This is a genomic window from Micromonospora sp. R311, assembly GCF_056780015.1.
Window position 1 is genome coordinate 1 of the sequence record NZ_JBSWCE010000021.1, and the last position, 22,560, is coordinate 22,560.

The window sequence follows — 22,560 nt, forward strand, 5'->3', positions numbered from 1 at the left end:
GACACCGGATCCCGACGGGCCTCGACCGCCAATCGAGTCGCACGCTCACGCAGCTCATCGTTGTACTTCTTCGGTGCGGGCATCGCTGGTGTTCCTCCCAGGTTTCGATGTCTCCATCAAACCCGGTGCGGAACACCAGCCCCGCGGGTTCGACCAGACCCTGCACATGATCGTCGCGGCGTTCATGGTGACCGGCTTCGGCATCGCCGGCGTGTACGCGGTGGCCCTGCTGCGCGGCCGTCGCGACCGCTACCACCGGCTCGGCTTCGCCATCCCGTTCACCGTCGCCGCGGTGTTGTCCCCGGTGCAGGTCGTGGTCGGCGACTGGGCCGCGCACTTCGTCGGGGAGTACCAGCCCACCAAGCTCGCCGCGATGGAGGGCCTGGCCCGTACCCAGGCCGGCGCGCCGCTCTCGCTCGGCGGCGTCTACGTCGACGGGGAACTGCGGTACGCGGTCGAGGTGCCCAACGCCCTGTCGCTGCTGGCCAGCTGGGATCCGGACGCCGTGGTCATGGGCCTGGACCAGGTGCCCGACGATCAGGAGCCACCGGTGACGGTGGTCAAGTGGGCGTTCCAGCTGATGGTGGCCATCGGCTTCGGGCTGGTGGCGCTCTCCGCCTGGTGGGCGCTTGCATGGTGGCGGCGCCGGGGTCCGCCGCGCTCGCCGTGGTTCCTGCGGGCCGCCGCCCTGTCCGGGGTCGCCGCGTTCGCCTCCACCCTCTACATCCCGCTGACCCTGGCCGCGCTGGGCATCATCGGTCGTGGCGCAGCCTTCGCCTTCCGCAAGGCCAGTCACACCCTCACCGAGCAACGCCGGGTGACCGCGGCCCTCGCGGTCGCGGCCGTCCTCTGGGCCTGGGGCGCCGCCCAGCACCCAGACCTGCTGCCGCCCGACCTGACCGTCACCGAGGCGGCCGGTGATCCCACCGTGCTCGCCACGGTGCTCGCCGTCCTCGCGGTCGGAGCGCTGCTGCTGGCGCCCTCCCTGCTCTGGCTGTTCGGCATCTTCCAGCGCTCCAAGCCGGCCGCCGGCAACCCACCGCCCCGGTGACGCTCACCCGGGCGGGCAGTCTGTGGGCGGCGCTGGCGGCGGCGGTGGCGCTGGGAGCCCTGCACGTGCTCGCGCCGGCCATCCGCCGGAGACTGCCGGTGCCCACCCACGCGGCGACCTCCCTCGGTGGCGGCATCGCCGCCGCGTACGTGTTCCTCTACCTGCTGCCGCGCCTCGCCGAGGGCAACCAGGCGGTGGCCCACGTCCTGGAGGAGGAGGTCACGGCCACCCCGGCCCGCGGGTTCGTGCTGTTCCTCGTCGCGCTGGTCGGCTTCTTCACGTTCTACGCCCTGGAACGTGTCACCCACCGCTCGCAGCAGCGCCGGCAGGAGCCCACCCGGCTGGTCTTCGGGTTCCAGCTCGGCTTCTTCGCCCTGTACAGCGGCCTGATCACGTACACCCTGGCGACCAAGCTGGACGCGGGGCTCGGGCCGGCGGTGCTGTTCGCCGTCGCCATGGCGCTGCATGTGCTGGCCACCGACGGCGTCCTGGCCGAGCACTTCCCGGTCAGCCTCACCACCGGGTGGCGCCTCGTCCTGGTCGCCGGGGCCGCCGGCGGCTGGGTGACCGCGGTCGCCGTCCAGCCCACCGGCGTGCTGATGAACGTGCTCACCGCGTTCCTGGGTGGCGGGATCCTGCTCAACGTCTTCGTCGACGAACTGGCTCCCGAACGGCACTCCAGCCTCACCTGGTTCACCGTCGGCCTGGTCGCCTACTCCGGCCTGCTCGCCTTCGCGACCTTCACCACCGACGTCGGCGCTGCCTGAGGGCGATCACCGACCGATGCCAGCCGGCCAGTCAGTGGTGGCGGCCGGTTGTCAGCGGCTGACCGTCACGTCGACCGGTCCGGCGCGCAGGGTGCCGTCGTTCAACGGGGTGCAGCGGTCGCCGCCCCTGCGGCGCAGCGCCTTCCAGGCATCGGGGCCGATCGCGACGTCCATCCAGGCGCAGGGGTTCGCCGGGCGGTTGACCCGCAGGCTGGCCGGCCCCGCGCGGAATCCAGGATGAGCACGGCGCCGATCAGCTCGTCCACGGCGATCCCGGTGGTGAGCACGTTGCGCCGGACCTGCCCCAGGTCGGCCCAGGCCGGGAACGACTCCTGCGCGATCACGGTCACGCTCGCCTCGCGGTGGGCCGGCTTGCCGAAGTACCGGTCACCGACGATGCGGAGGCCCGCCCGGAGGCGGATCTCCCCGACCAGTTCGCCGGGTGGGGCCGGCACCGGACCGTCGGCGGGCCGGCCCAGGTAGCGATGCACGGGCGAGGCCAGCAACTGCACGATCTGCGGCTCAGCGATTCTACGGAGCAGCCGGCTGCCGGATCATGCCCTGCTCGGTGGGGTCCTCGCGTTCGGTGGTCGCCTCGGCGCAGATCGCGAGGATGGCGAGGGCGGCCAGGGGGAGGGTCCTGAAGCGGCGCCAGGTGTTCCAGCGGCGGACTTGATGCTGGTCCGGCCCGACCTGGCCCTTGACGGCCTGGAACGCGTCTTCGACGGCCCAGCGGATCCCGGCGACTCGCACGAGCTGGGTGACGCTGGTCGGCTGTGGGGGTCAGCAACGGTAGAAGGCCAGCTCACCAATGGTGGTGTTGCGTCTGATCAGTAGGCTGCGCCGGCCGCCGTCATCGGGTCGGCGTCGGTGGTGACCTCGTCGAGCCAGGCCCAGGCGTAGAGGCGTGGCCCTTCCGACCCGGCACCGGCCGAACGGCGCTGCCACCGCCGTGACGCCGACAACATCGGCGGCTGAGACAGCGTCCCGGGACAGGTCACCGGTGCCGCGAGCCGACCGATCCGAACGGAGCGCGGCATGGCTGGCCGCCCTTTCTCCGACCGCCTGGAATCCTGAGCCCATGGGTCAGGTCAAAATGCGAACGCCGGGCCGGATCCTCTCCGTCCGGCGCCTGTCGATCTCGCTGGCCGCCGGCGCCGTCGTCGCCGTGGCCGTCGCGGTGCTCGGGTTCCCCGAACTGTTTCCGCTGGTCGGTTGGAACGTGGCCGCCAGCGTCGTGCTGGTCTGGGTCTGGCGGATCAGTTGGCATCAGGGGCCGGAGGGCACCGAGCGACTCGCCGAGGAGGAGAGCCGGTCACGCTCCACCGACGGCGCGGTGCTGATCGCCGCGGTGGCCAGCCTCGGCACCGTGGCCTGGGCCCTCGTTCACTCGTCGAGCAACCAGGACGCGCTCGCGGTCACCCTGGTCATCGTGAGTGTGCTCACGGCGATCCTGTCCTGGGGATTGATGAACACCGTATTCGCCTTGAAGTACGCGCGCATGTTCTACCTTGAGGATGGCGGGATCGACTTCAAGCAGAGCGAGCTACCGGCCTACAGCGATTTCGCCTACCTGGCGTTCACCGTCGGCATGTCTTTTGCCGTGTCGGAGAGCGAACCGGCCAGTACGCGGATCCGGAAGACCGCCCTCGGCCATGCGCTGCTGTCCTACCTGTTCGGCACGGTCATCCTCGCCGCGGCCGTGAACCTGGTGACCGGCCTGGGCGAGTCCTGATCAACCTGGCTACACGGGCACGACCCGGCGGCACGGTCGGTCCACGGAGGCGCGACCGTTGGTGATGTGCGCCCCGTCGTCGCCGCTCGGTGTCAAGCTGATGCGGTACCACGAAGTCAGGAGCCGCGAAGGATAGGGACCAGGACCGCAGCGGACGGGATCTCTCGCGCGCAGCGTTGATCACGCTGACCGCGGTCGGCGCGGCCGTGTTGGTGGACCTGTTGACCGGCGTGCTGGTCCGCCGGTTCGCCCGTGGCCACTACCAGTGGCTGCTGACCACCACTGCGCCAGGCCTGCCACCGCCCGACCACGGTGGTGCTGCTGCTCGCGGGGCTGCACGTCGCCGAGGGCGTCGCGTTTAGCCAGCTGCCGCAGGAGACGGTCGCCGACCGCAGAAACCGCCGCGCCCGTACTCAAATCCGCCCGGTACGCCGGCTGACCTCGACTGTCGTCATAGTGGTGGCGGTCGGTCTGATCCTGGTCACCCTCCGGACCGTACGCTCGTTCGGGCTCACTTTCCTGACCTCGGCCGGCGTGATCGGCCTGTCCGCCCGGACCGCGCTCGGCAACGCCTTCGCCGGCATCCAGGTCGCCTTCGCGGACAGTCTGCACGTCGACGACGTGCTGGTGATAGACGGCCACTGGGGCCGGGTCGAGGAGGTGAAGCTGACCAACGTGGTGATTCGTCTCTGGGACGACCCGATGCTCGTCCTGCCCACTACCTACCTCACCGACGCCTTCCAGAACTGGACGCGGCACGAGACTCGGGTGGTCGGCGAGATCCGCATCCAACTGGATCACACCGCCGACCTGGACGACCTCCGGCAGGCGACCAGACGGCTCGTCGAGTCGTCGTCGCGTTCACGGTCGGCTGCTCGTCGCTGGGCACCATCAGCACCTGCTTCACCGAGCTGGTCGGCATGCCGCCGGGCGCCGCCCCGGCGGCGGGCGACAGGCGCTGCGGCGAGGCTGTCGCCGTGTGTCGCGCCGCAGGCGACCAGACCGGTCAGGAATCGAGAAGCACCGGTCGCCGAGCCGCACCTAGCGTGATGGCCATGGCAACCATCGAATCCGTCACCCTCGACGTGGCCGACCCCACGGCCGCCAACCGCTTCTACACCGCCGCGTTCGGTCTGGACACGCAGATCCGCCTGCGGGCCTCGGAGGCGCCGACGACCGGCTTCCGTGGGTTCACGCTGGCGCTCACGGTGTCCCAGCCGGCAACCGTCAACGCCCTCATCGGCGCCGCGCTGGACGCCGGTGCCACGCAACTGAAGCCTGCCGCCAAGTCGCTCTGGGGCTACGGCGGTGTCGTACAGGCCCCGGACGGGACGATCTGGAAGGTCGCGACCTCGGCGAAGAAGGACACCGGCCCGGCCACCCGGCAGATCGACGAGATCGTCCTCCTGCTGGGAGTCACGGACGTGGCCGCGAGCAAGCGGTTCTACGTCGAGCGCGGCCTTGCCGTGGCGCGGAGCTTCGGCCGCATGTACGTCGAGTTCGCCGCCGGGTCGAGTCCCGTCAAGCTGGCGCTCTACCGGCGCCGTGCCCTTGCCAAGGACGTCGGCGTCACTCCCGACGGCACCGGATCGCACCGGCTCGTGATCGGCGGCGACGCCGGCGCCTTCACCGACCCGGACGGGTTCGCCTGGGAGGCCGCATCGCTCGCGCCGACGCCGTGACGCTGCTGCCTGCCCCTACCCGGCCGTCGATCACGGCCGCCGGATGAACCGACCGATGACAGATCAAGCCCCTCCCCTGGAGGAAGGGGCTCGTCACGAAGTGACTGGAGGAAGCATGACGGACGCGCCGCCGCGTGGGCTCGAGGAGAGGCTGCGGGACACTCGCGCGAGACTGGAGAGCGACGTCGATCTCTGGGTCGCGACGTCGGGCTCCCCGGGCGGCGTCCACCTCATCCCGCTCTCGTACCTCTGGGACGGAACGGCGTTCCTGGTCTCGACGCCACGCGCCTCGGTCACCGGCCGCAACCTGCTGGCGGACGGCCGGGTGCGACTCAGCCTGGGGCCGACGCGCGACGTCGTCATCGTCGACGGTGTCGCCGAGCCGGTGGACGTCGCCGACCTGGGCCGGGAGACGGGCGACGCGTTCGCCACCAGGACCGGATTCGACCCGCGCGAGCTCGACGAGCCGTACCAGTACTTCCGGATCCGGCCGCAGCGCATCCAGGCCTGGCGGGAGGCGAACGAACTGTCGGGCCGCGTCCTCATGCGCGACGGCCGCTGGCTCGGCTGACCGCCGTACGGCCCCGCCCCGCCAGTTCCATGGCGAGGTGGTCGTGACGAGGGTGGCGTCGCCCGGGCACAGTGGTGCGATGACTGACATTCGCGGTCCACTCGCCCGCTACGCCGAACGGCTGCACACGGTCGTCGGCGACGGGCACCACGTCGCTTCTCCCCTCGGCGCGTGGCTGCTGCTGGCGCTCGCCGGCCCCGCCGCCACCGGCCCGGACCGTGCCGAGCTGGAGGACGTGCTCGGCACGGACGTGGCCACCGCCGCAGACGCCGTCCAGGCGCTGCTGGAGGCGCCACACCCGCTGGTGGCGGCGGCGACCGCCGTGTGGCACCGCCCGGGGCTCGACGTCGGCGCACTGGACCGCTGGCGTGCCACCCTGCCGGAGCCGACGGCGACCGGCCCGCTACCCGACCAGACGGCGCTGCACGACTGGGCCCGGGAACGCACGCTTGGTCTGATCGACCAGTTTCCGATCTCCGTGACGCCGGAGACGCTGCTCCTGCTGGCCAGTGCGCTGGCCACCCGGATCTCCTGGCAGGATCCGTTCGAGGTGGCGGCGGCCGACGGCCTCGGCCCGGCGAGCCCGTGGGCGGGGCGACTGCGGCGGATCCTGCGCAGCCCGGAACACGGCCACCAGTGCTGGATCGCCACCAGCCGCCGGGCCGGCGACGTGGCGGTACACGCCGCCCCCTCCGGTCAGGTGACGACTGCCGACGGCGAGGCCGGCCTGCTCGTCGTCTCCGTCGTCGCGGCCCCCGACGTCGCCCCCGTCGACGTCCTCGCGACGGCGCACGAGGTGGCCACGGCCGCCGTCGACGGATCGGGCGGGGAGGAACCGCGCGGGAAGCGCCGGCACAAGGCAGCCGGGCCGACGCAACGGCGGTCCCTGTTCGACCTGCCGCTGGGAGACACCGCGCTGTGGACCCTGCGCGAGGAGCCCACCTGGACGTACGCGCCCGACGGTCGGGTGGAGCGGATCTCGGCGGTCCTGCCGTGCTGGTCGGCCGAGAGCCTTCACCGCCTCGACTCGGAGCGCCTCGGCTTCCCCGTCGCCACGTGGGCGTTCGCCGAGTTGCTGGACGCCCCGGACCTGACGGCCGAGGTCGTGCAGAAGGCGGTCGCCCGGTACGGCCGGTACGGCTTCGAGGCGGCGGCGATCACCGGGTGGGCCATGGCGACGAGTCTGCCGCCCGAAGGGGTCGCGCGGGTCGCCGAGCTGCGCTTCGGCCACCCTTACGCGGTGGTGGCGGTCGCCACCGACACCCGGGCCGGCGGCGCGGCCGGGCCGTGGCACGGGGTGCCGGTCTTCTCGGCCTGGGTCGCCGAGCCGGAGGAACTGCCCGAGGCGGACGTCGCCGACCGCCACGAGGCTTGACGGAACGGGGCCTCCGGCCGGTGCCGGAGGCCCCGTCGCGTCTCACACCCCTGCCGGCACCTTCTCCCCGGCGCGGTCGGCGGCGCGGGCGGCGAGGCGCCGCTCCCGCTCCTGCGCGCCGATCAGGTCGTCCGGCAGCGAGTCGGGCACCTCGATGTCGAACCGGCGCAGCAGCCGGATCGCGAACCCGCCGAGGGTGATCAGCACCAGCGCCGCGCCGAAGCAGACGTACGCGAAACCGATGCCGCGGCCCTCGCCGGTGCCGATCACCGCGCCCACCGAGCCGGCCAGCGCCCCGCCCGGGGCGAGCATCGGCTCGAACAGCGCGGTGGCCCCCGGGGCCAGCAGCGCGAAGCCGATCGGCAGGGTCGACCAGGAGATGGTCTGGTTGAGGCTGAACACCCGGCCGTGGAACCGCTGCGGCACCTTGACCTGGACGATGGTGGCGTAGATGGACTGCGCCGTGGTCATCGCCATGGCCAGCCAGAACGCGCCCACGCAGATCATCGCCACCGAGGCGTCCAGGCCGATCAGCACGCAGCCGACCGCGGTGCCCAGGTTGCCGATCAGCACGCCGATCATGCGCCGGTGCCGGGGACCGCCCCAGATCGACATGAGCACGCCGCCGGCGACCGCGCCGCACGCCTCGGCGAGCGCCACCTGGGCCACCTGCGTCGCGGTGCCGAAGGAGAGCACCAGCGGCGTGACGAGCACCAGCGCGGGCGCCAGGAAGATGTTGCCCACCGCGAAGTAGCCGAGCATCAACCGGAAGCCCCGGTGCTGCCAGGAGTAGCGCAGCCCGTTGGCGATGGCGACCAGCAGCCGCTCCTTCGGCCGCCAGCCGAGCAGGTCCGGGAAGCGGACCACCGCCAGCGTCAGCACCGCCACCAGGTAGCTAGCCACGTCGATCAGCAGGATGCCCTTGAGTTCGATGGCGGCCAGCAGCCCGGCGGCGAAGACCGGCATCAGCAGCATCGCGAAGCCGTTGGAGAGCTGGGTGATGCCCATCGCGTGGCCGAGGTAGCGCTTCGGCACCAGCTGCGGCACCGCCGACTGGAACGCGATGCGTTGGAACGACCCGGCGACCTGGCTCAGCGCGACCAGGCCGTAGATGTGCCAGAGCGCCAGGCTGTCGGTCCACAGCAGCGCGGCCAGCACGACCTGCACCGCGCCGGCGCTGCTGCTGGCGATCATCATGATCTTCCGGCGGCTGACCCGGTCGGTGATCGCCCCGGCCACCGGCAGCATCAGCACGCCGCAGATCAGCGCGAGCGCCCAGAGCAGTCCCAGGTTGGCCACCGACCCGGTCTGGGTGAACAGCCAGATCGGCAGGGCGAACGCCGTCAGCGCCGACCCGGTGGTGGAGACCAGCTGCCCGGCGGTGACCGCGACGAACCGGGCCATGCTCGGCTTGACCGCCGTGGCGCCCGCCTGGTCGTCGACGCCGACCCGCTGGTGGGCGGCGAGCACCCAGCCGGCGTCCTCGCCCCGCGCGGCCGGGGTGAGCGCGGCGACGTCACCGGCGGCGACGGCCCGGTGGGTGCGGGTGACGATCTCGGCCAGCTCGTCGGCGCGGTACTTGAGGAAGAAGTGGCCGGCCTGGTCGAGCACCACCAGCGCCAGGGTGTCGCTGAGGAACTGCCACTCCGCGTACCGCTCGGCGTGGTAGTCGGTGACCGGGTCCTCGGAGCCCACCACGGAGATGATCGGGGTGCGCAGCTTCGCCGCCCGCCGGTCGAGCAGGCCGGTGAAGTACTCCTCCGACGCCCGGGAGTCGGCCCGCATGTTGCTGATGATCCGGTCGGCCTGCTCCGGGTCCAGCTCGTCGGTGTCCACGCCCATGGACTTCAGCCAGCTGGCGTAGTGCCGGTTGCTGCGCAGCCGCTCCAGCCGGTTGCGCAGCGCGGCGAACGCGCCCTTCGGCCGGGCGAACGGGAACATCGCGCCGATGTAGAGCGCCTCCAGTTCCCGCCCGGCCGCCTCGACCTTGCGGGCGACCTCGGCGACGATCGCGCTGCCCACGCCGCAGTGGCCGTAGAGGGCGATCGGCCCCTCGATCCGTTCCAGGATCTCCTCGGCGACCCGGGTGGTCAGCTCGTCGAACGGCAGCGCGTCCTCGCTGAGCCCGACGTCGTGGCCGGGGATCGCGAGGGACCAGAGCGCGTGCCCGGCGGGCAGCGCGTCGGCGAGCGGCTGGTAGACGATGGCGCTGCCGCCGCCGTAGGGGACGCAGACGTAGGTGAGCACCCGCTGGGCCGCCGGGATCGGCTTGGTCAGCTCGTAGAGCAGCCGGCGTGGCCCCTCCTGCGCGGCGTCGCCGGACATGAAGGCGGCCAGCTCGCGGATGGTCCGCTGCTGGAACAGGTCCATCACGCCGACCGGCCGGCCGCCGTGCTCCGCCTTGCGGATCTTCGCGACCACCTGGGTGGCGAGCATGGAGTGCCCGCCCAGGTCGAAGAAGTCGTCGTCGATGCCGAGCGTGTCGACGCCGAGCACCTCGGACCAGATCCCGGCCAGCAGCCGCTCGGTGTCGTCGCGCGGCTCGACCAGCGCGACCGACGCCTCCCGGGTGACCACCGGCGCGGGCAGCGCCCGGCGGTCCAGCTTGCCGTTCGGGCTCAGCGGCAGCGCGTCCAGGGTGACGAAGGCGTTCGGCACCATGTACTCGGGCAGCGTCTCCTTCAGCGCCGCCTTCAGCGCCGCGTGCTCGGCCGCGCCGACCAGGTACGCGGTCAGCCGCTTGTCACCGGGGCTGTCCTCCCGGACGATCACCGCCGCCTTGGTCACCCCGGGCTGCTCGCGCAGCGCGCTCTCGATCTCGCCCAGCTCGATCCGCAGGCCGCGCAGCTTGACCTGGTGGTCGATCCGGCCGAGGAACTCGATCACGCCGCGGTCGGCCGCGCCGGGCGCGGTGCGCCAGCGGGCCAGGTCGCCGGTGCGGTAGAGCCGGGCGCCCGGCTCGCCGGAGAACCGGTCCGGCACGAAACGCTCGGCGGTGAGCGCCGGCCGGCGGTGGTAGCCGCGGGCCAGCCCGACCCCGCCGATGTGCAGCTCGCCGGCCACCCCGACCGGGCACTCGTTGCCGGCCGGGTCGAGCACGTGCAGCCGCAGGTTGGCGATCGGCGCGCCGATCGGCACGCTGGTCAGCCCGGCCAGCAGGGCGGGATCGCAGTGCCACGAGCTGACGTCGATGGCCGCCTCGGTGGGGCCGTACAGGTTGTGCAGCCCGCACCAGGGCAGCCGGGCGGTGAAGTCCACCGCCGAGGCCAGCGGCAGCTCCTCACCGGAGCAGATCACCCGGCGCAGCGCCGTCGCCGCCTCGACGCCGTCCTCGGCGAGGAAGACGGTGAGCATCGACGGCACGAAGTGGGCGGTGGTGACCCGCTCGGCGACCAGCAGGTCGCGCAGGTAGCCGGCGTCCTTGTGCCCGCCGGGCTTCGCCACCACCAGCCGGGCGCCCTCGCGCAGCGGCCAGAAGAACTCCCACACCGACACGTCGAAGCTGGCCGGGGTCTTCTGCAGCACCGCGTCGTCGGCGCCGAGCCGGTAGGTCCGCTGCATCCAGTCGAGCCGGTTGACGATGCCCCGGTGGGTGTTCGGCACGCCCTTCGGCCGACCGGTGGAGCCGGAGGTGTAGATGACGTAGGCCAGGTGCTCCGGGCCGGCCGTCGGTGCCGGATCGGCGCTCGGTTGGTCGGCCCAGACGCCCTCGTCGTCGAGGGCGAGCACGGTGGCGCCGGTGTCCGGCAGCACGTCGCGCAGGTGCCGCTGCACCAGCACCACCGGCGCGTCCGCGTCGGTGACCATGAACGCTAGCCGGTCGGCCGGGTACTCCGGGTCCAGCGGCAGGTAGGCGCCGCCGGCCTTGAGCACGCCGAGCAGCCCGGCGACCAGTTCCACCGAGCGCTCGGCGCAGACCCCGACCAGGGTCTCCGGGCCCACCCCGGCGGCGCGCAGCCGGTGCGCGATCCGGTTCGCGGCGGCGTTCAGCTCGGCGTACGTCACCGGGCGGCCGTCGAAGGTGACCGCCACCGCGTCCGGGGTGGCGGCGGCCCGCTCCTCGATCGGCCCGTGCAGGGTCTGCTCGCGGGGGAAGTCGGCGGCGGTGTCGTTCCAGCGGGCCAGCAGTTCCCGCTCGGCCGGCGCGAGCAGGTCGAGCGCGGAGATCGGGGTCTCCGGGGCGGCGACCACGGCGCGCAGCAGCGCGCCGAGCCGATCGGCCATCCGCTCGACCGTGTCCCGGGTGAACAGGTCGGTGTTGAAGACCAGCTTGGCGTAGAGTCCGTCGACGGTCTCCACGGCGTGCAGTTCGAAGTCGAACCGGGTGGCCCGCAGCTCCATCGGCTTCCAGTCGAACGTGACGTCGCTGGCGTCGGAAACCGCGTTGAACCGGCCGATCTCGTAGTTCTGCAGCACGAACATCGCCTGGAACACCGGTGAGCGGCTGACGTCCCGGGGCAGCCCCAGCTCGTGCACCACCTTGGCGAACGGCACCTCGGCGTGCTCCAGCCCGTCCAGCACGCTGCGCCGGGTGCGCTCCAGCAGCTCGGCGAAGGTCGGGTCGCCGGCCAGTTCGGCCCGCAGCGGCACCATGTTGATGAACATGCCGACGACGTCTTCCAGCTCCGGCGCGGAGCGGCCGGCCACCGACGCCCCGACGGCGAAGTCGTCCTGGCCGGCGTGCCGGGACAGAAACACCTGGTACGCCGCGAGCAGCGTCATGAACAGGGTGCCGCCGTAGGAGCGGGTGAGCGCGAGCAGCCCGTCGGTGGCGGCCCGGTCCAGCCGCAGCTCCACGAAGTCGCCGGTGTAGGTCTGGGTGGCCGGGCGGGGCAGGTCCAGCGGCAGCTCCAGCGGGGTGATGCCGGCCAGCCGCTGCTTCCACCAGTCGAGGTGCCGGCGGGCCGCCGGCCCTTCCAGCTCCCGGGCCTCCCAATGGGCGAAGTCGCCGTACTGGACCGGCAGGGCGGGCGGCTCCCCGCCCCGGTAGAGGGTGATCAGGTCGCGCAGCAGCACGTCCACCGACCAGCCGTCGCCCACGATGTGGTGCTTGCCGAGGAACAGCACGTGGTCGTCGACGTTCATCCGGCCCGGAGTGCCGTCCTGCGGCGCGGAGGCCGGACTGTCGTCGTCGGCGGCGAGCCGGATCAGCAGCGCCCGCAGCAGCGGCCCCCGGGCCAGGTCGAACGGCTCGGCCGCGGCCGCCTCCACCAGCGCCTGCGCGGCGGCCTCGTCCGGGGCGTCCACGATGGTCAGCGGAACGGTGACGGCCTCCTCGACCACGACGGTCGGCCGGCCGTCGGCGTCGGCCGGGAACCGGGTGCGCAGCGACTCGTGCCGCTCGGTCAGCCCGGCCAGCGCGGCGCGCAGCGCCGCGACGTCGAGCGGCCCGCGCACCCGCAACGGCACCGCGATGTGGTACGCCGCCTCGCCGGGAGCGATCTGGTCCATGAACCAGACCCGCTCCTGGGCGTACGACAGCGGCACCTCGGCGTCCGCCGGGCGCGGGCCGATCCGGGCCGCGGGCGCGGCGCTCTGCCGCTTGCGCAGCCGCTGGGCGATCAACGCCTGGCGGGCCGCGTCCCGGGCCGGATCCTTCAGGTCGGTCATGAGGGCTTGTCCTTCTCCGCCGCGAGCAGCGCCGCGACCTCGGTTTCGGAGAGCTCGTCGAGTTCGGCGGCGATCCGCTGCTCGATCTGGCCGGCCAGGTCGGCCACGACCGGGCTGCTGAACAGCGCCCGCATCGGCAGGTCCACGTCCACCTCGGCCCGGATCCGGGCCATCGCCCGCATGCCGCGCAGCGAGTTGCCGCCGAGGGCGAAGAAGTCGTCCAGCGCGCCGACCTTGTCCACCTGGAGGATCTCGGCGTACACCTCGGCGACCAGCACCTCGGCGTCGGTGCGCGGGGCGAGGAACCCGTCGGCGGCCGGGACGGCGGCCGGGGCGGGTAGCGCCGCCGTGTCCAGCTTGCCGTTCGGGGTCAGCGGCAGCGCGTCGAGCCGGACGAACGCCGACGGCACCAGGTGCGCCGGCAGCTCCCGGGCCAGGTCGGCGGCGAGCGCCGCCTCGTCGGCCGGGCCGACCAGGTAGCCGACCAGGGTCGGCTCCCCGGAGTCGGTGCGGACCACGACCGCCGCCGCGGTCACGTCCGGCCGGGCCAGCAGCGCCGACTCGATCTCGCCCAGCTCGATCCGCATGCCGCGGACCTTGACCTGGCTGTCGCGGCGTCCGAGGTATTCCAGCGTGCCGTCGGGCCGCCAGCGGGCCAGGTCGCCGGTGCGGTACATCCGCTGCCCGGCCGGCCCGTACGGGCAGGGCAGGAAGCGCTCGGCGGTGAGGGCGGGCCGGCGCAGGTAGCCCCGGGCCAGTTGCTCGCCGGCGACGTACAGCTCGCCGACCACGCCCGGGGGCACCGGGTTCAGCGCCCCGTCGAGCAGGTACGCGCGCGTGTTCCAGGTGGGCCGGCCGATCGGCACCGGCCCGGCCGGCAGCTCCTCCCCCGGCGCGATCCGGGCGGCCACGCAGCCGACGGTCGCCTCGGTCGGGCCGTACTCGTTGATCACCGCGACGTCGCCGTGGGCGGCCCGCCAGCCGGCGAGCTGCTCGCCGGTGAGCGCCTCGCCGCCGATCACCAGGTCGGTGCTGGGCGACAGCTCGGCGTCGAGCAGCGCCAGGTGGCTGGGGGTGACCTTGAGGAAGGTCGGCCGGCCACCGGCCCGCGCGGCCGGCTCGTCGACGGCGGCGAGCCGGACCGTGCCGCCGGCGGTGAGCGGGCCGAGCAGCCCGGTGACGGTCAGGTCGAACGACACCGGCGAGTGCAGCAGCGCCGTCCCGGCCAGCCCCGGGTAGGTGTGCCGGGCCCAGGCCAGATACCCGGTCACCGCCCGGTGCGCCACCACCACGCCCTTCGGCCGGCCGGTGGACCCGGAGGTGTAGAGCACGTACGCCGGGTGCTCCGGGCGCAGCGGGGCGGCCCGGTCGGCGTCGGTCAGGTCGCCGCCGTCGCCCTCGACCGGGCCGTCGAGCACCAGCGCGCCGGCCGGCACCAGGGCCGCGGTGTCCGGGGTGGCCAGCACCAGCGCCGGCTCGGCGTCGGACAGCAGGAAGGCGATCCGGCCGGCCGGGTAGCCGGTGTCCACCGGCACGTACGCCGCGCCGGACTTCAGCACCGCGAGGATGGCGACCACCAGCTCCACCGAGCGGGGCAGCGCCAGCGCGACCCGGGACTCCGGGCCGGCGCCCCCGGCCACCAGCACCCGGGCCAGCCGGTTGGCGGCGGCGTTCAACCGCGCGTACGTCAGCTCGACGCCGCCGTGGACCAGCGCGGGCGCGTCCGGAGTGGCCGCCGCCTGCCGCTCGAACTCCGCCACCAGGGTGCTCGGCGGCACGTCGCGGCCGGTGTCGTTCCAGGTGGACAGCACCAGTTCGCGCTCGGCGTCGGCGAGCAGGGGCAGCGCCGACAGCCGCTGCGCCGGGTCGGCGACGGCGGCGGTGAGCAGCCGGACGTACCGGGCGACGACCGTCTCGGCGGTGGCCCGGTCGAACAGCGCGGTCCGGTACAGCAGCCGGCTGGTGCCGGTGGTGATGTCGAAGGCCAGGTCGTCCTTGGTGGTGCCGAGCGGGGCCGGGTCGAGGCCGGAGTCCGGGATGAAGTTCAGCGCGGTCTGGAAGACCGGCTGCACCGACGGGTCCCGCTGCGGGGCGATCGCCTCGACGATCCGCTGGAACGGCGTGGCGCCGTGCTCGATCGCGTCGACCAGCCGGCCGCGGACCCGGACCAGCAGCTCGGTGAAGGTCGGGTCACCGGCGAGGTCGCAGCGCAGCGCCACCGGGTTGACGAACATGCCGATCAGCCGGGTCAGCTCCGGGGTGTCCCGGCCGGCGGTGGAGACGCCCACCACCACGTCCTCGTCGCCGGAGATCCGGTGCAGCAGCGCGGTGAACGCGGCCAGCAGCACCATGTACGGGGTGGCCGCCGAGCCGGCGGCGAGCTGGCCGACCCGGTCGAGCAGCCCGGCGGGCAGGTCGAAGCGCACCTCGTCGCCGGCGAAGCCGAGCTGCGCCGGCCGGGGCCGGTCCAGCGGCAGACCGGTCACCGCCGGCGCGCCGGCCAGCTGCTCCCGCCAGAACCCCAGCTGCCGGTCCAGCTCCGGGCCGGCGAGCTGGTCGCGCTGCCAGACCGCGAAGTCGGCGTACTGGATGGGCAGCTCGGGCACGTCGGCGGGCGCGCCGGCCAGCGCGGCCCGGCTGAACGCGGCCAGTTCCTCGGTGAACAGCACCGCCGAGTGGCTGTCGAACACCGCGTGGTGCACCACGAACAACAGGCCGAACTGGTCGTCGGTGAGCCGGACCAGCCGCCCCCGCCACAACGGCGGGGCGTCCAGCGGGATCGGCGTGCGGGCCAGCTCGGTCAGCAGCTCGTGGGCGTGCTGCTCCCGCTGCCCCGCCGGCAGGTGCCGCAGGTCGGTCTCGGGCAGCTCGACCGGCGCGGCGGCGCGCACCACCTGGAGCAGTTCGCCGTCGGTCATCCGCAGGTGGGTGCGGAGCGACTCGTGCCGGGCGACGATCTGCCCGAGCACCGCGTCGGCCTGCTCGCGGGTGACGCCGACCGGGAACCGCCACGGGCTGGAGACGTTGTAGACCGGCGAGCCGGCGTCGAGCTGGTTGGCCATCCACACCCGTTCCTGGGCGAAGGAGGCCGGGAAGGTCCACTCGGACGGCTGGGTCATGACGCGGCCTCGCGGACCGACCGCGGACGCATGTCCGTCCAGACCGTGTCGATGTGCGCCAGGCACTCCTCGCGGGTGCCGGCGAAACCGGCCTCGTGCCACCCCGCGGGGAGGTCGCGCTCGGCCGACCAGATCGAGTACTGCTCCTCGTCGTTGCGCACGACCAGGAAACGGGATTCGGCCATCAGTTGTCTCCAGCGCTCTCGGGGGTGTGCGGTTCGGCCATCGCGACGGCGATCTTGCGGGGGCCGGTGAACGGCTCCCGCCCGTGCGCGGCGGTCATGTTGTCCACCACCAGCACGTCGTCGCGCTGGTAGTCGAAGCGGACGCTGGCCGCCCGGTACGCGGCCCGCAGGTGGTCCATCACGTCGGCGGGGATCTCCCCGCCGTCGCCGTAGTAGGTGTTCGACGGCAGCTCGTCGGCGCCGAACATGGCCAGCAGCCCCTCCTGGTAGTCCTTGGGCAGGGTGCTGAGGTGGAAGAAGGTGGCGTGGTTGAACCAGCGCGGCGTGTCCGAGCCGGGCCGGTGGTGCACCACGTCCCGCACCGCCCGGGTCCGCAGCCCGTCCTTGCCGCGCCACTCCAGCTCGATCCGGTTCGCCGCCGCGTACGCCTCGACCTCGGCCCGGTCGTCGGTGTTGAACACGTCCTGCCAGCGGGTGCCGAAGTCGGCATGGAAGTTGCGGACCAGCATCCAGCGCCGGCGCTCGAACTCCTTCCGCACCGCCGGGTCGATCTCGGCGTACACCCGGCGCACGTCGGCAAGCGGGGTCGCGCCCTGCGTCTGCGGCGGGGTGATGCAGTAGAAGAACAGGGTCAGCGGCCAGCGCGCCTGGTACGAGTTCTCGTTGTGCAGGAAGATCTCCTCGTCCGGCGGGTAGTCGGTCGAGGTGTAGACCCGCCCCTTGATGGCGTGCCGGGGCGAGGACCGTTCGGTGTAGACCAGCGGTTCGCCGGACAGCGCCCGCACCACCCGGTCGAAGCCGTCCACCCCGCCCACGTCGAAGCCGCGGAACAGCAGCCCGCCGTGCTCGGCCAGCGCCGCGCGCAGTTCCGCGCGGCGGGCGTCGATCAGTTCGGTCAGCTCCCGGCCGTCGTTCTCGACGACCACCGGCAGGGTGGCGATCGTGTCGCTCATTGCTCTGTCACTCCTGGTTTCTCGTGCTCACGCGCGGGGCAGCCGCGGGATGGCGGGGATGGTGGCCGGGGTGTCCGGCTCGTCGGTGGGCGCGGCGGTGGCCCGCAGCTCCTCGATCCGGGCGGCGAGGCCGGCGACGGTGGGCGTCTCGAAGAGGCTGCGCATCGGCAGCCGCACCCCGGTCGCCTTGCGCATCGCCGCGATCAGCTGCACCGCGACCAGCGAGTTGCCGCCGAGGGAGAAGAAGTCGTCGTCGACGCCGATCTCCGGCACCCCCAGCGCGTCCCGCCACACCCCGGCGATGGTGATCTCCAGTTCGGTGCGCGGTGCGGCCGAGCCGCCCCCGGACGCCGCCGGCGTGGCGACGGTCGCCTCCGGCTCGCTCTCCAGGCTCTCGGTGGTCACCCGGCCGGCCCGGTGGCGGATGTCCGCCACCGTCCGGGTGGCGATGACCACCTGGGCGCCCAGCCCGGCGGTGAGGCTGCGCCGGAACGCCTCCGCGCCGTCCACCGGCCGGATGTCCTCGGTCGGCCCGGCCGGGGCCGCAGCGGCGGTGTCGGCCGGCGCGGCGGCCAGCCCGCCGGTCACCGCGCCCTGGTCGACCCGGCGCAGCACGAAGTCGCTGATCGCGACGAGTTCCCGGCCGGCCGGGTCGCGCAGCGACAGGTCGGCGGCGACCACCTCGTCGGTGGCGCTGGCCCGATGCCGCAGGTGGCTGTGGAACTCCGCCGGCAGCGGCCCGCGCACCACGATCCGTCCGTAGGACAGCGGCAGGTAGGTGCCCGAGCCCTGACCCCGGCCGAACGCGGTCGCCACGTCGAGCAGCGCCGGGTGCAGCCCCCAGGCCGGCAGGTCGCCGACCGCCTCCGCGGGGGCCGCGATCCGGGCCAGTTCCTCGCCGTCGCCGAGGTGGTGCTCGCGCAGCGCGGCCCAGCGCGCCCCGAAGGTCAGCATGCTGGTGCGACCCCGGCCGAACGACGAGTCGTCGTCCACCCGCCGGCCGGCGATGGCCGGCTCCCGGGCCGGTGGCGCCGGCTCCACCGTCCAGCCCGCGGCACCGCGCACGTGGGTACGCGCCTGACCGGCGGCGAGGCTGCGCACCGCGAAGTCGGCGCCGTCCTCACCCGGGGTCAGCTCCACCCGGTACTGGGCGACGCTGCCGTCCGGCACCGAGAACGGCTCCAGGAAGACCACGTCGCGCAGTTCCACGCAGGCGTCCTCGGCCGGGGCGGGCAGCGCGGCGGCCACCGCCGCACGGACCGACTCCAGGTGGGCGGTGCCCGGCACCACCGGCACCCCGCCGATGCGGTGCTCGTCGAGCACCCAGTGGGTGGCCGCGGAGACCAGGCCGTGCAGCACGGTGCGCTCCGGGCCGGTGACCCTGGTGGTGAGCACCGGGTGGTCGACCGGGGTGGTGACGGTGTCCCGGCCGGCGGCCCGGAAACCGGCCGGGGCGTCGGTCTCCACCGCCATGCCCACCTCGGCCCAGCCGCCCCAGTTCTGCGACACCACCGGCGCCCGCCAGCCGAGCCCGGAGCGGGCGTAGGCGTCCAGCGCGTTGTTGGCCGCGCAGTAGTCCACCTGGCCGAACCCGCCGATCACCGCGGTGATCGACGAGCAGAGCACCACGAAGTCCAGCGGTAGGTCGCCGAAGACCTGGGCCAGCGCGAGGGTGCCGGCGAGCTTGGGGGCCAGCACCCGCTCCGCCTCGGCCCGCTCCTTCACCTCGGCCATGCCGCCGCCGGGCAGGCCGGCCGCGTGCACGATGCCGTCGATCCCGCCGTACGCGGCCTCGGCCGCCGCGCGTACCCGGCGCAGGTCGGCCGGGTCGGTGACGTCGGCGGCGAGCACCAGCACCTCGGCGCCGGCCGCCTCCATCCGGCGGATCGCCGCGATCGCCCGGCCGGTGCGGTCCGCGCCGCCGTGCACGCTCAGGTGCGCGTCCCACTCCTCGCGGGCGGGCAGCCCGGAGCGGGCGAGCAGCACCAGCTTCGCCCGGGCCCGCTGGGCGAAGTCCTCGGCCAGGGTGATGCCGATGCCGCCGAGGCCGCCGGTGATGACGTACCGGCCGCCCTCGCGCAGCGCTCCCGGCTCGCTCTCGGCGTCCACGGTGACCTGCTCGTAGCCGGTCACCCAGCGGCGGCTGCCGCGCAGCGCCACCTCGGGGCGCTCGCCATCGACCGGGCGGTGCAGCTCGGCGAGGAGCGCCCGCCCGCCGTCGTCGGCCGGGTCGGCGTCGACCAGCCGGACGGTCAGCCCGGGCAGCTCGACCGGCAGCACCCGGGCCAGCCCGGCCAGCGTGGCGTGCTCCGGCCGGCGCAGGTCGGCGCCGCTGACGTCGCCGATGCCGCTGGTCACCAGGTCCAGCGTGAGTGCCCCCTCGTCGCCGGTCAGGCCGGCGCCGGCCAGCGCCTGCACCAGGTGCAGGGCGCTGAAGAAGCCCCGGTCCTGGGCCGCCCAGGTGGCCGCGATGTCGGTGCCGGCCGGCTCGCCGTCGAGGGTGAACGCGTGCACCAGCCGGGCCGGCACGCCGTCGGCCGCCAGCGCGGCGACCAGCGCGTCGTAGTCGTCCCGGACGCCGGGGCGCAGCCGGTAGCCGGTGCCGGTGGCCGCGAAGGCGTCCCCGGGGCGTACCTCCACCGGGTCGGCGCCGGCGGCGCGCAGGCCGGCGACCAGCGCGTCGCCGCGCGGGCCGTCGACCAGGACCAGGCAGCGGCCCGGCGGCACGGTCCGCGGCTCGGGCGCGGCCTGCCGCCAGACCGGCACCGCGAACCACTCCGGCAGCGGCCGGGGACCGGTCTCCACCGGCCCGGCGACGCCCTGCTCCACCGGGTCCGGGTCGACCCAGTAGCGGCGCCGCTCGAAGGGGTACGTCGGCAGCGGCACCCGCCGGGCGTCCGGGTCGGAGCCCAGCCGCACCGGGGTGCCCTGGCACCAGAGGGCGGCGGCGGCGCCGAGCAGGGTGGCCAGGTCGCCGGTGGCCTCGCCCGGGCCCGGCAGGCTGCCCAGCGGGGTGAGCTTGCGCTGCGCCTCGGACGCCTTGGCCACCTGCATCCGGGCCAGGTTGGCCAGCTGCCTGCCGGGGCCGCACTCGACCAGCTGCCAGGTGCCCTCGGCGAGCAGGGTGGCCACGCAGGCGCCGAAGCGCACCGGCTGGCGCAGGTGCGCCGCCCAGTACGCCGGGTCGGTGGCCTGCTGCTCGGTGATCCAGGTGCCGGTGACGTTGGACAGGAACGGGATCGCCGGCGCCCGCAGCGGCACCCCGGCCATCAGCGCGGTGAACTCGGCGAGGATCGGCTCCATCATCGGCGAGTGGAAGGCGTGCGAGGTGCGCAGCGCCTTGCTCTTGCCCTTGAGCGTCTCGGCGAACGCGGCGACCGCCTCGCTCGGGCCGGCCACCACGCAGGTGCCGGGGCCGTTGACGGTGGCCACGGCCAGCCCCTCCGGCAGCCGCTCGGCGACCACCGACTCGTCCAGCGCGACGGCCAGCATCGCGCCCGGCGGCATGGACTGCATCAGCCGGCCCCGGGCGGCGACCACCCGCAGCGCGTCCTCCAGGCTCAGCACGCCGGCCACGGTGGCGGCGACGTACTCGCCGATCGAGTGGCCGATCATCGCCGCCGGCCGCACCCCGGCGGACTGCCAGAGCATCGCCAGGGCGTACTCGACCACGAACAGGGCGGGCTGGGTGTAGCGGGTCTCGGTGAGCTTCTCCGGCGCCTGCGGGTCGCGGCCGAGGATCAGGTCGCGGATGTCCAGTCCCAGCTCCGCGCGGAGCAGCTCGGCGCAGGAGTCCACGGTGGCCGCGAAGGCCGGCTCCTCGGCGTAGAGCTGCGCGCCCATGCCGGCGTACTGGGCGCCCTGGCCGGAGAAGAGGAAACCGACTCTCGGTGCTGGACCGTCGGTCAGACCGCGGTGTCCGCGCCGCGGATCAAGGAGAGCCGCGGCCGCCGTCTCCAGGTCGGTGGCGACCACGGCGACCCGGTGCGGGTACTCCTGGCGGCCGACCCGCAGCGTGTGCGCCACGTCGGCGAGGTGTTCCGGCCCCCGGTCGGCGGCGGACTCCAGGTGCCCGACCAGCCGCCGCACGGCGGCGTCCAGCGCGGTGGCGGTCTTCGCCGAGACGTGCAGCAGCTGCGCCGGGCGTACCCGGCGGGTGGCGCGGTGCGCCGCCGGGGCCTCCTCCAGCACCACGTGGGCATTGGTGCCGCCGATGCCGAACGAGCTGACCCCGGCCCGCCGGGGCGCCCCGTCGGTGTCCCACTTGGTCAGCGTGTTCGCCACGTAGAACGGGGTGTCGGCGAACTCGATGGCCGGGTTCGGCGTCTCGTAGTTGATGGTCGGCGGGATCAGCCCGTGCTCCATCGCCAGCACGGTCTTGATCACGCTGACGATGCCGGAGGGCTGGCTCAGGTGGCCGATGTTGGACTTCACCGAGCCGATGCCGCACCAGCCCCGGTCGTCGGTGTCCTTGGTGTAGACGGCGGAGAGCGCGGCCACCTCGATCGGGTCGCCCATCGCGGTGCCGGTGCCGTGCGCCTCGACGTAGCTGATGGTGCGCGGGTCGACGTCGGCCATCGCGACAGCCTGGGCGACCGCCTCCGTCTGCCCGTCGACGCTCGGGGCGGTGAAGCCGACCTTGCCGGCGCCGTCGTTGTTGATCGCGTTGCCGAGCACCACCGCGCGGATCGCGTCGCCGTCGGCGATCGCGTCGGAGAGGCGCTTGAGCAGTGTCACCCCGACGCCGCTGCCCCAGACGGTGCCGTTGGCGCCGGCGTCGAACGGGCGGCACCGGCCGTCGGGCGAGGTGAAGCCGTCCATGCCGAGGTAGCCGACGTGCGGCAGTTCGATGTTCACCCCGCCCGCGAGCGCCATGTCGCACTCGCCGTTGCGCAGCGCCTCGCAGGCCAGGTGGAACGCGACCAGCGAGGTGGAGCAGGCGGTGTGCACGGTCAGGCTCGGCCCGCGCAGGTCCAGCCGGTACGACACGTTGGTGGCGACGTAGTTGGGCGAGTTGCTGGTGGCGATGGAGACGGCGCCGTGCGGGCCGCCGCCGACCCGCTTGTTGCGGTACACGTTGCGGTGCAGGTACAGGTTGCCGCCGGTGCCGGCGTACACGCCGATCGACCCGTCGTAGCGGCCGGGGTCGTAGCCGGCGTCCTGCAACGCCGTGTAGCAGGACTCCAGGAACAGCCGGTGCTGCGGGTCGGTGACCTCCGCCTCGCGGGCGGTCATGCCGAACAGCCCGGCGTCGAACTCGTCGTACCCGTCGACCAGCGGCGCGCGGTTGACCCAGCCGGGGTCGTCCACCTCCTCCACGGTGGCGCCCCGGGCCAGCTGCTCCTCCCGGGTCAGCTCGGTGACCGACTCGACCCCGTCGACCAGGTTGCGCCAGAACTCGTTCACGTCGGCCGCGCCGGGCAGGCGGGCGGCCAGCCCGACGATCGCGATCGGCTCGATGCCGTCGCCGGGCAGGTCGGTTGCGGTCGGGTTGCTCATCAGGCTGTCCTTC

Annotated in this window: 13 protein-coding genes and 1 pseudogene; 7 read left to right on the plus strand and 7 right to left on the minus strand. The window is 73.8% G+C overall.

Going from position 1 to position 22,560, the window contains the following annotated elements:
• Positions 1–73 precede the first annotated feature (73 nt).
• Both AC1WTP_RS18790 and AC1WTP_RS18795 read left to right on the plus strand, forming a co-directional pair.
• A complete protein-coding gene (locus AC1WTP_RS18790) occupies positions 74–1,051 on the plus strand; it encodes a cytochrome ubiquinol oxidase subunit I (RefSeq protein WP_481650564.1) in 978 nt (325 codons plus the stop codon).
• Entirely contained in the window at positions 1,048–1,818 is a 771-nt protein-coding gene (locus tag AC1WTP_RS18795) for a hypothetical protein (RefSeq protein ID WP_481650565.1), read from the plus strand. Before AC1WTP_RS18790 ends, AC1WTP_RS18795 begins: the two co-directional genes overlap by 4 nt.
• Before the next feature lie 51 nt (positions 1,819–1,869).
• Here AC1WTP_RS18795 and AC1WTP_RS18800 read toward each other — a convergent pair.
• Both AC1WTP_RS18800 and AC1WTP_RS18805 read right to left on the minus strand, forming a co-directional pair.
• Positions 1,870–2,348: pseudogene (locus AC1WTP_RS18800) on the minus strand (molybdenum cofactor biosysynthesis protein).
• 1 nt (position 2,349) lies between these two features.
• The gene (locus AC1WTP_RS18805; RefSeq protein ID WP_481650566.1) at positions 2,350–2,571 is read right to left on the minus strand and encodes a hypothetical protein; all 222 of its coding nucleotides are present in this window, start codon (positions 2,569–2,571) and stop codon (positions 2,350–2,352) included.
• Between the two features lie 250 nt (positions 2,572–2,821).
• On the opposite strand from AC1WTP_RS18805, the gene AC1WTP_RS18810 reads away from it, so the two are divergent.
• The 5 genes from AC1WTP_RS18810 to AC1WTP_RS18830 all read left to right on the plus strand — a co-directional run bounded on the left by AC1WTP_RS18810 (position 2,822) and on the right by AC1WTP_RS18830 (position 7,181).
• On the plus strand, positions 2,822–3,553 hold the full coding sequence (locus AC1WTP_RS18810) for a DUF1345 domain-containing protein (protein WP_481650567.1): 732 nt from the start codon (positions 2,822–2,824) through the stop codon (positions 3,551–3,553).
• Positions 3,554–3,865: 312 nt separating this feature from the next.
• Positions 3,866–4,603 (plus strand): mechanosensitive ion channel family protein, encoded by a 738-nt coding sequence (locus AC1WTP_RS18815; protein WP_481650568.1) that lies wholly within the window; start codon positions 3,866–3,868, stop codon positions 4,601–4,603.
• A 35-nt stretch (positions 4,604–4,638) separates the two neighbouring features.
• On the plus strand, positions 4,639–5,235 hold the full coding sequence (locus tag AC1WTP_RS18820) for a glyoxalase (protein ID WP_481650569.1): 597 nt from the start codon (positions 4,639–4,641) through the stop codon (positions 5,233–5,235).
• Positions 5,236–5,350: 115 nt separating this feature from the next.
• Positions 5,351–5,806, plus strand: coding sequence for a pyridoxamine 5'-phosphate oxidase family protein (locus AC1WTP_RS18825; RefSeq protein WP_481650570.1), 456 nt, complete (start codon positions 5,351–5,353; stop codon positions 5,804–5,806).
• A 79-nt stretch (positions 5,807–5,885) separates the two neighbouring features.
• A complete protein-coding gene (locus AC1WTP_RS18830) occupies positions 5,886–7,181 on the plus strand; it encodes a hypothetical protein (protein ID WP_481650571.1) in 1,296 nt (431 codons plus the stop codon).
• Positions 7,182–7,223: 42 nt separating this feature from the next.
• Here AC1WTP_RS18830 and AC1WTP_RS18835 read toward each other — a convergent pair whose 3' ends face one another.
• The 5 genes from AC1WTP_RS18835 to AC1WTP_RS18855 are packed head-to-tail and all read right to left on the minus strand — an operon-like array spanning position 7,224 to position 22,547.
• The gene (locus AC1WTP_RS18835; protein WP_481650572.1) at positions 7,224–12,791 is read right to left on the minus strand and encodes an amino acid adenylation domain-containing protein; all 5,568 of its coding nucleotides are present in this window, start codon (positions 12,789–12,791) and stop codon (positions 7,224–7,226) included.
• Positions 12,788–15,910, minus strand: coding sequence for a non-ribosomal peptide synthetase (locus AC1WTP_RS18840; RefSeq protein ID WP_481650573.1), 3,123 nt, complete (start codon positions 15,908–15,910; stop codon positions 12,788–12,790). The genes AC1WTP_RS18835 and AC1WTP_RS18840 overlap by 4 nt, the downstream gene beginning before the upstream one ends.
• Positions 15,907–16,095 carry an MbtH family protein gene (locus AC1WTP_RS18845; RefSeq protein ID WP_302921344.1) on the minus strand — a complete coding sequence of 63 codons (189 nt, stop codon included), beginning with the start codon at positions 16,093–16,095 and terminating at the stop codon, positions 15,907–15,909. The genes AC1WTP_RS18840 and AC1WTP_RS18845 overlap by 4 nt, the downstream gene beginning before the upstream one ends.
• Complete coding sequence (locus tag AC1WTP_RS18850) at positions 16,095–17,048, minus strand: TauD/TfdA family dioxygenase (RefSeq protein ID WP_481650574.1); 954 nt, start codon at positions 17,046–17,048, stop codon at positions 16,095–16,097. The genes AC1WTP_RS18845 and AC1WTP_RS18850 overlap by 1 nt, the downstream gene beginning before the upstream one ends.
• Before the next feature lie 27 nt (positions 17,049–17,075).
• Positions 17,076–22,547 (minus strand): type I polyketide synthase, encoded by a 5,472-nt coding sequence (locus tag AC1WTP_RS18855; RefSeq protein ID WP_481650575.1) that lies wholly within the window; start codon positions 22,545–22,547, stop codon positions 17,076–17,078.
• Positions 22,548–22,560 lie beyond the last annotated feature (13 nt).